Source organism: Amazonocrinis nigriterrae CENA67 (genome assembly GCF_016056305.1).
GTDB classification, from domain to species: domain Bacteria; phylum Cyanobacteriota; class Cyanobacteriia; order Cyanobacteriales; family Nostocaceae; genus Amazonocrinis; species Amazonocrinis nigriterrae.
In genome coordinates, this window is the sequence record NZ_JAECZC010000050.1 from 15497 (window position 1) to 23238 (window position 7742).

The 7742-nt window shown below is 43.7% G+C and carries 11 protein-coding genes; 2 read left to right on the plus strand and 9 right to left on the minus strand.

The genetic code is table 11. The annotated features are described in order from the left end of the window. Positions 1-273 precede the first annotated feature (273 nt). Complete coding sequence (locus I8748_RS21230; protein ID WP_198126538.1) at positions 274-624, minus strand: histidine triad nucleotide-binding protein; 351 nt, start codon at positions 622-624, stop codon at positions 274-276. Positions 625-679: 55 nt separating this feature from the next. Between I8748_RS21230 and I8748_RS21235 the strand changes: the two genes are divergently transcribed. After that, positions 680-2209, plus strand: a complete 1530-nt coding sequence (locus I8748_RS21235) for a YifB family Mg chelatase-like AAA ATPase (RefSeq protein WP_198126539.1) — start codon at positions 680-682, stop codon at positions 2207-2209. A 112-nt stretch (positions 2210-2321) separates the two neighbouring features. Here the strand turns inward: I8748_RS21235 and I8748_RS35790 are convergent, their stop codons facing one another. From I8748_RS35790 to I8748_RS21275, 8 genes are all read right to left on the minus strand, one after another. Then, the gene (locus I8748_RS35790; protein WP_263976271.1) at positions 2322-2447 is read right to left on the minus strand and encodes a hypothetical protein; all 126 of its coding nucleotides are present in this window, start codon (positions 2445-2447) and stop codon (positions 2322-2324) included. 75 nt (positions 2448-2522) lie between these two features. Then, positions 2523-3098, minus strand: coding sequence for a Uma2 family endonuclease (locus I8748_RS21245; protein WP_198126540.1), 576 nt, complete (start codon positions 3096-3098; stop codon positions 2523-2525). A 119-nt stretch (positions 3099-3217) separates the two neighbouring features. Then, positions 3218-4597, minus strand: a complete 1380-nt coding sequence (locus tag I8748_RS21250; protein WP_198126541.1) for an IS110 family transposase — start codon at positions 4595-4597, stop codon at positions 3218-3220. Positions 4598-4906: 309 nt separating this feature from the next. After that, positions 4907-5161, minus strand: a complete 255-nt coding sequence (locus I8748_RS21255) for a hypothetical protein (protein WP_198126542.1) — start codon at positions 5159-5161, stop codon at positions 4907-4909. Between the two features lie 14 nt (positions 5162-5175). Then, a complete protein-coding gene (locus I8748_RS21260) occupies positions 5176-5433 on the minus strand; it encodes a hypothetical protein (RefSeq protein WP_198126543.1) in 258 nt (85 codons plus the stop codon). A 3-nt stretch (positions 5434-5436) separates the two neighbouring features. Next, entirely contained in the window at positions 5437-5910 is a 474-nt protein-coding gene (locus I8748_RS21265; RefSeq protein ID WP_198126544.1) for a hypothetical protein, read from the minus strand. Then, entirely contained in the window at positions 5907-6191 is a 285-nt protein-coding gene (locus tag I8748_RS21270) for a hypothetical protein (RefSeq protein ID WP_198126545.1), read from the minus strand. The genes I8748_RS21265 and I8748_RS21270 overlap by 4 nt, the downstream gene beginning before the upstream one ends. An 84-nt stretch (positions 6192-6275) precedes the next feature. Beyond that, positions 6276-6536 carry a hypothetical protein gene (locus I8748_RS21275; RefSeq protein WP_198126546.1) on the minus strand — a complete coding sequence of 87 codons (261 nt, stop codon included), beginning with the start codon at positions 6534-6536 and terminating at the stop codon, positions 6276-6278. Between the two features lie 902 nt (positions 6537-7438). Between I8748_RS21275 and I8748_RS21280 the strand changes: the two genes are divergently transcribed. Continuing rightward, positions 7439-7720 carry a helix-turn-helix transcriptional regulator gene (locus tag I8748_RS21280; protein WP_214662689.1) on the plus strand — a complete coding sequence of 94 codons (282 nt, stop codon included), beginning with the start codon at positions 7439-7441 and terminating at the stop codon, positions 7718-7720. The last annotated feature ends 22 nt before the right edge of the window (positions 7721-7742 follow it).

Here is a 7742-nt window from a genome sequence, read left to right on the forward strand (position 1 = left end):
CGCCGAACCAACCGACATAAATCCGGTTTTCGGTGCTGGTGATCCAGTTGCAGAACCGCTCCCATACGTTAGCGCTTTCGCGTCTTTGTAAGGTTGTGGTCATTTTTTTATGAATGCTTTGGTTTTTATGATTTTGTAGGTAAACTTGCTTACCTGTGCTATAGCTTAAAAGAAAAATTGAGATTTGTAAAGCTCTTTTAATTAAATTTTTCTTATGAAATTGATTTATTTTTGTGATGAATCGCGTCTGTTGACGTGATTCATCCAGTTTCATCAGCCAGGAGGCCAGGCCATTTGCCGTCCTCCGAGGATATGTAGATGTAAATGATAGACGGTTTGACCACCGTCAACATCGGTGTTGATGACAACGCGATAACCGTTTTCCAGTCCAGCTTCTTGGGCAACTCTCTTAGCAGTTAACAACAGATGTCCCAAAAGAGCTTGATCATCAGATTCGGCTTCATCTAGTTTAGCGATGGGTTTTTTCGGAATGACGAGGATGTGAACTGGTGCTTGGGGGGCAATATCTTTGAATGCCAAGGCTAATTCATCTTCATAGATGATATTGGCTGGAATTTCCCGACGAATGATTTTGCTGAAAATCGTTTCTGTGGTTTCACTCATATGGATTTACCTACTTATATGTTAGTGATTCTAAAGGTTTACTGTTATATAACAAATGCTTGCTAGAGTCTGGAGTGCATCAATTATCGGCATCGATGCGGTGAAGGTAGGCGTGGAAGTCGATGTGTCAGGGGGATTGCCCGGAATTGTTGTCTTGGGATTGCCAGATTCAGCAATTCAGGAATCCAAAGAAAGGGTGAAAGCAACTTTGAAAAATGCTGGCTTTGCTTTTCCCATGCGTAAGATAGTAATTAATTTAACTCCGGCAGATTTACGCAAGGAAGGGCCGTCTTTTGATTTGCCTATTAGTGTGGGAATTTTAGCGGCTTCTGAACAAGTGAGTGCTGATTTGTTGGGAGATTATCTATTTCTAGGGGAAGTCTCGCTTGATGGTACCTTACGGCCAGTTGCTGGTGTTCTTCCGATTGCTGCAACTGCTCAAAAAATGGGAATTGCTGGTTTAATTGTACCTGTTGATAATGCCCAAGAAGCAGCTGTGGTGCAAGGCTTGGCTGTTTATGGGTGCAAAGATATTTGTGAGGTGGTTGATTTTTTAAATAATCCACAGCTTTACAAACCTGTGCAACTAGATAACTCAGGGGAGTTGCCACAAATATCTTACCATAGTGCAGATTTGCAGGATGTCAAAGGACAAGCTCATGCCCGTCGTGCTTTAGAAATTGCTGCTGCTGGCGGTCACAATTTAATCTTTGTGGGGCCGCCTGGTAGCGGTAAAACTATGTTGGCACGGCGCTTACCGGGAATCCTACCACCTCTAGAATTCGCTGAAGCTTTGGAAGTGACTCGCATTCATTCAGTAGCTGGTTTATTAAAAAATCGTGGGTCTTTAGTACGCGATCGCCCTTTCCGCAGCCCCCACCACTCAGCATCGGGGCCTTCTCTGGTTGGTGGTGGTAGCTTTCCCCGTCCAGGTGAAATTTCTCTATCACATAGAGGTATTCTTTTTCTCGATGAGTTAACAGAATTTAAACGTGATGTCTTAGAATTTTTGCGTCAGCCTTTGGAAGATGGGTATGTGACGATTTCCCGCACGAAACAATCTGTAATTTTTCCTGCACAGTTTACTTTAGTGGCGAGTACCAATCCTTGCCCTTGCGGTTTTTATGGCGATACCATTCAACAGTGTACCTGTTCACCAAGGCAACGCGAGCAATATTGGGCTAAGCTTTCTGGGCCATTGATGGATCGAATTGATTTACAAGTAGCGGTGAATCGCTTGAAACCAGAGGAGATTACTCAACAACCTATGGGAGAACCATCTCTATCAGTGAGGAAACGAGTGCAACAAGCACGCGATCGCGCTGTCACCCGCTTCCAAGGAGAAGCAAATCTGCGTTGCAATGCCCAAATACAAAGTCGTCATTTGCAAAAATGGTGCAAGCTGGATGATGGTAGTCGGAATTTGTTGGAAGCGGCTATTAGAAAATTAGGTTTATCAGCAAGGGCTAGCGATCGCATTCTCAAAGTAGCGCGTACTATTGCAGATTTGGCTGGTGATGATCACCTAAAAGCTAATCATGTGGCGGAGGCGATTCAGTATCGTACTATTGATCGGATGCAATAATTGTTGCTTCAAGCACTGATTCCCCTTTGCATTGACCAGACAGCGCTGTGGTGTTAGCGTTAACTGCTGTTGAGTTACCATTCATCATGTGTGTAGCTTGATGAAATTTATATTATTTAATCTTCAAAAAGCTAAAAATATCTGCCGTTTGTACCTGCCAATCTGCCAACACTTCGAGAACAGGTAATATATCAGTATCATATTTCACTTCAGGCAACTTGTTTGGTTGAAATACCATCACTGATTTATTATTAGGAAATGCCGACAAACAAATAATCTGAGACTAGTAGTTAATCTGCAAATTTACAGTCAATTACAGCAATTTTGCCAAAGGCAAAGTAAACCCAGGCACAACATCTTCACCACTCAAAATTGCTGTAGCTGGATACTGGGTAATTGAACCTTCCTGACGATAAACCAAAGCTTGCTGATTTTGGCGGTCAATTAACCATCCCAACCACACACCATTAGCAATATACTCTACCATTTTGGCTTGAAGTTTTTGTAAGCTGTCATTTTGAGAACGAATTTCAATCACAAAGTCGGGTGCTAAGTTGATAAATTTGTCTTCTTGCTGATCCCACCCTTGTGGTAAACGTCCTTTAGCCACAAAAGCAGCATCAGGCGCTCTGACAGCAGTATTTGCTAACCTAAAACCAGCACTTGGGCCGAATACTTCGCCCAAATCTTGGCTTTCTACCCAAATTAGGAGATAGGCAGTTGCTTTTGCTTCTCTATTTCCAGAAATTCCACCAGTTGGAGGCATAGTTTCTAATGTTCCATTGGCATTTCGTTCAAAACGCAGTTCTGGGTTTTGCGAACTCATCAGCATTAATTCTTCATCAGTGACAGTATACAAAGACTCCACTGTTATTTTTTCGCTGTTCATGATTATGCGATCGCAAGCTTGATGGACACTTTCACTCTAACTGATTACAGGGGACTGGGGACTGGGGACTGAGGAATTTAAAAACCCCCAGCTTGGGGAGTGGGGGTTTAGCATCAGGATTAGTGAAAAGCGATCGCGATCGCTCTAGTCAACTCCCGAAACAGCATATTAGCAACCTTAGAGCTGAGCTTGGACTGCAAATGTTTACCGTTGAGTAATTGTTTGCCAGAAGCATCAACATTTTTCTTAAGTTCGGCTTTATACTCAGCAATCTCAAGGCCAATATTATTGTCAGGCAAGCGGTCAACTTCAATTTTAGTTATGACATGTTGCCAGAAGTTCATTCTGCAAAGTGCTGAACCGCTACCTTTTTCCACCAGCTTATCGCCGGATTGCTCCAGGACTGTACCCATACCTAACCTCAGCTTGAAAGCGTCCCGGCTGCGGTTACGTTTAACCCGCTTCACGTCACCGGGGGAGAATTTCACAACACGTTTCCCGTTTTCGCGGGTGACTTCCTTCTTCTTTACCTCCCGGACTTCTCGCTCAATCAACGGTTTACCATTGACCAGGAACGCTTCAAACGGGTAAATCCGACTCAGCAGCCTGGCACGAACCCGCAAACCGAATTTGAAATTGTCAAAAACCTGGTTGTACTTAAAAAACTGGTGATCATTAACCAGTGCTTTCAGTTCTACCTCCAGGCGTTGCTCCTCCAGGGCGATATCACACAACCAATCAGCGTGCAGCCTGACAAATGGATCTATGGAAAATCCAAATTGTACTGCTACCGACTGCTGGTAGGCTTTAGTGAGGGATTTGTAAGTTGCTGGGTGTACCTCCAGTTCCCGCTGCGCTAACCAACCCCACAATGGAGGGACATTTCCCAGCTTGGTAGTTTCAGTTTTACTGTGTGCCTTTTCTGGGAATTGCCACGCCAGGGCCTGACGGGTGTAGTTAATGATTGGCGACTGTACACGGTTGAGGTGTTCTAGTTTCTGCACCAGTTCCCGCAGCTGGTCAATAACCTCGGGCCTGTGCATGAGAAATTGGCGCTCGTTGAGTTCACCAGACTCTAGCTGATTCTCTTGATCTAAAGCGTAAGCAGCCATCGCCAAAGCGTCAGCAGCATCAGACTTGTTAGGTAGGTTCTTACCACCGCGATAACGCCGCAGTTCAATGTGACCAACCCAGAGAATTTTAACTCCTAAGCTTTCTAAAATCCTTGCCCATAGTCTAGAGTAATGATTGCCTGTTGGCTCAAGGATTGCCACATCAGGATTATTATCTTTTACATAATCAGCAAAATCAAAAGCTGATTTTTGATTGCCTTTAGGCTTAGGACTAGAGTAAAAAGTAGGGAATAAATTATTAGCTTTAGTCCGTGACTTTTGCCAATAATTCTTTAATCCGCCTTTGGGATAGGATGTTAAAATATGACAAGTAACGCTTGATTTACTAACATCAACTCCCAAAGATGTTATTGATTTAATTGTCATGGTTCTGCCGATAATTGGGGTTTAGTGTTCGTGCTGCCAACACGATGTTAAAAGCCCAGTTTTGACGCTTGAATCCCCTAACACCCCACCAAAAGAGGGGCGCGATTCACTCTTAACGCTGGGTTTATCCCGGTCGTTCGCGCCGCTGGTGCGCTTGAAAGTGTGAACACCCCACAGACTGGGTGTGCATTTCATTTTTAACGCCCCAAGCAGCGCGAAACATGGGGCGGATTGCTTTGGACACAACCCGCGACGGGGGCGTTATTGCCCCCGTTTCGGCTACTGTGTCAGGTAGCCATCATCAGGCGGTTATTCTTCTTCGTCGTCCTCCTCTTCCTCTTCTTCGGGCAATGAGTCAACGATTTCTATTAGTTTGCTTGAAGCTGGCTCTAATATTTTTTTGATTTCAATCTCTACACCAGGCATGGCATACTCTTCGTCTTTTATGCAACTCAAAGCAGCATCAATTTTAGCTTTGACGTAAAGGAATGAATGCCAAAGTATGTAGTAATCCCAACTCGGATCAGGTTGCCAAATATTATTAGTTGTTTCAGAGTTACTCATATTACCTCATCAAATTAAAAAGGTATGTTGTAAATTTGCTCATCCAAAGTACCAGTGCCTTTAAAAAAACCATACTCAGGTAAATCTCGTTCGACTTCGAGACAGTTATCAGAGTAAATGTATTGCAGTCTTTCAGGTTCAGCGAAACCTTGTGAATGCCAATATTTGATGATTTCCTGTCTTTGTTGAGGTGATTTAAACCACAGTATGCGACTAAAATCAACATAAATACCTTCACCTTTGATAACTGTTAAAACTCCACCTCTAATCATTAGTTATTGCTGATATCTCCTCAAGAAATTATCGAGTTCACCATTAGTTACTTGGTCGTAAGTGGCAATAACAATTGATGGTTGGTCAGATTGATCATCAACTCGCTGTATTGAAGCTGTGATATTTCGCTGCTGCAATAGTGCTTGCACTTCTGGGGATTCTAAAGCGGCTTGTGCATCAGCACAGTCACGCGCTCGATATGGAAAAATAATTTGACTCACATCAGCAGGTGCATTATTAATGAATTGCAACATCCATTTTTTGCCCTGTTCAATTGGCGGTTCGGGAATATAAAACTCAACTGAGACATTTTTCTGTACAAGCATTCGCTGTATATCGAAACTACGATGTGCTTGTTCAAATACAGCTAAATTGGCCTCATCTTCAACGGGGATGCGGACTACTTCATCCCGTAGAGCTAACCGAATCTGTTGTTTAATAATCTCCTTACCTCGACTAATTGCGGCTTGACTCATAATTGCCTCCGATTTTTAAAACGGTGATTACAGTTGCAGCGCTGTTGAATGAGCGCTGTAGCTTCTACCCAAACTTGATGAATGGCTGTGGCATCTTCATCAGAAAATATTTGCTTGTCGCCGTTGTGCCAGGTGACAACGACGAAATCCTTTGATTTACCAATTTCGGTAACTGCTTCGGCTGCTGGTACAAAGTGAAGCTGGCGAACTTGGGCTAGGTTCAACCAACCAGAGTTAGGTGTTTTGCAAGTAAACACGCTGTTGACTGATATAATTTGCATAATTTCTTGGTTCCGTTGCGCGGATTCAAAAGAGCGATCGCGTGACTCCATTAACCGCGCGATCGCAACAAAATTTCAGTTTGATTACACCTGGTCAATCAGAAACCGGATTAAGTCTTGTTTGGTAGAAGTAGGCATTGGCATTAATTGAACACCAACTGCTATAGCTCGGTTGCTGATTCCGGCTGCTTCGCCACACAAACTGAGAGCCAGGCTGTTGATGAGGTAAAATTTGTCACGCTTAGACATGTTTTCAAAATGGCTACCAAACTCTTTTTCTAAGTCCCCCAGCAGGGTATCGTCGCCGGGAGTGTGGTTGGTGTAATATCCCAGTGGTTTACCCATCACGACTCCTGTTTGATGTCGTACACTACAACAAACTCGGCTTGTGGTACATGTTTGCGTAAAAAAGCTAGTTGATCATCGGCATCTTGGCGGTTAAAATATCGCCCAACGCATTCATATTGACAAGTTTTAGACGTGCAGAAAATCGCCCACGGTTTATTTAGTGAGTGTAGCTTGCATATTTAAAATCCTTGAGTTTTTAAGAAATCACCAGCACTCTAGCGGTGTGCTGGTGTTGTTTTATGAACGTTAACGAAGCAGTTATACATAGTCGCGCCAGTAGGCGGGTGTATGCTGGCGCTACTGATGGCTATTTATGTCACACCTCACAATTTGTTTGTTGATTAGCGTCTAAATTTATACCTCGTGTATCTTGTAGGAAAGCCAGCAACGGAAAGTTGAGTGTTACTGGCAAGTACTAGTGCTTGTGGGTACACGGGGGAATTGAACCCCCAGCAAGGCCGCCGAGGCTCACTTAAACCGTTAATGCACCCAGGAAACGCCAGCAGTGCCGGCGAGTGTGAAAACCCTATGAAAATTCAGACTAATCGCATTGTGTTGTGGTGTTTTATACCTCCAATCAACGGCATGTTCAGTTATCAGTTAACAGTTGACTGTTAACTGTTGACTAATAACTCAGCACTCAGCACTCAATACAATCGCAATTCACACGGGACTAAGTATGGCTGAACTACTCTTCATCAGTGTTCGCTTGCCAAATACATAAGCTGTTAACTTCCCGCTTTTGCTGTTATGCAATGGGTGCGAGTATCAGTTGTGAACTAGCCAAAGTAATTTCTCTGCCGAGGTTTTTACTTCGGCTGGTCTTCTGTTGTTTACAAAAGCAAGCATACTTGCTTTCTCTTATGGATGTCAAGCGTGCTTGCTTTTTTCTTAAAAATATGGCAAGAAAGAAGAAACCGGAAAATCCTGAAGATATGCCAGCCTTGCAAAGACTGCGCGAAGCTGCTGGCCTGACGCAAGCAGAACTAGCAAGCCGTATCCCTGACAAATCTAGAAAGAAAACTTTGAGTAGGCAAGTAATTAGTGGATGGGAGAGAGGAGAGTATGAGCCAGAGTTAACTATTCCCCAAGTCAAAGCTTTGTGTCGTGCCTTGGGCAAATCATTAGAGGATCTGCCTGATGATTTTGGCCCACCAAGCAAGGAGGTAACTGGCAGCTGATCAATTAAGCAGGCGCGACGCA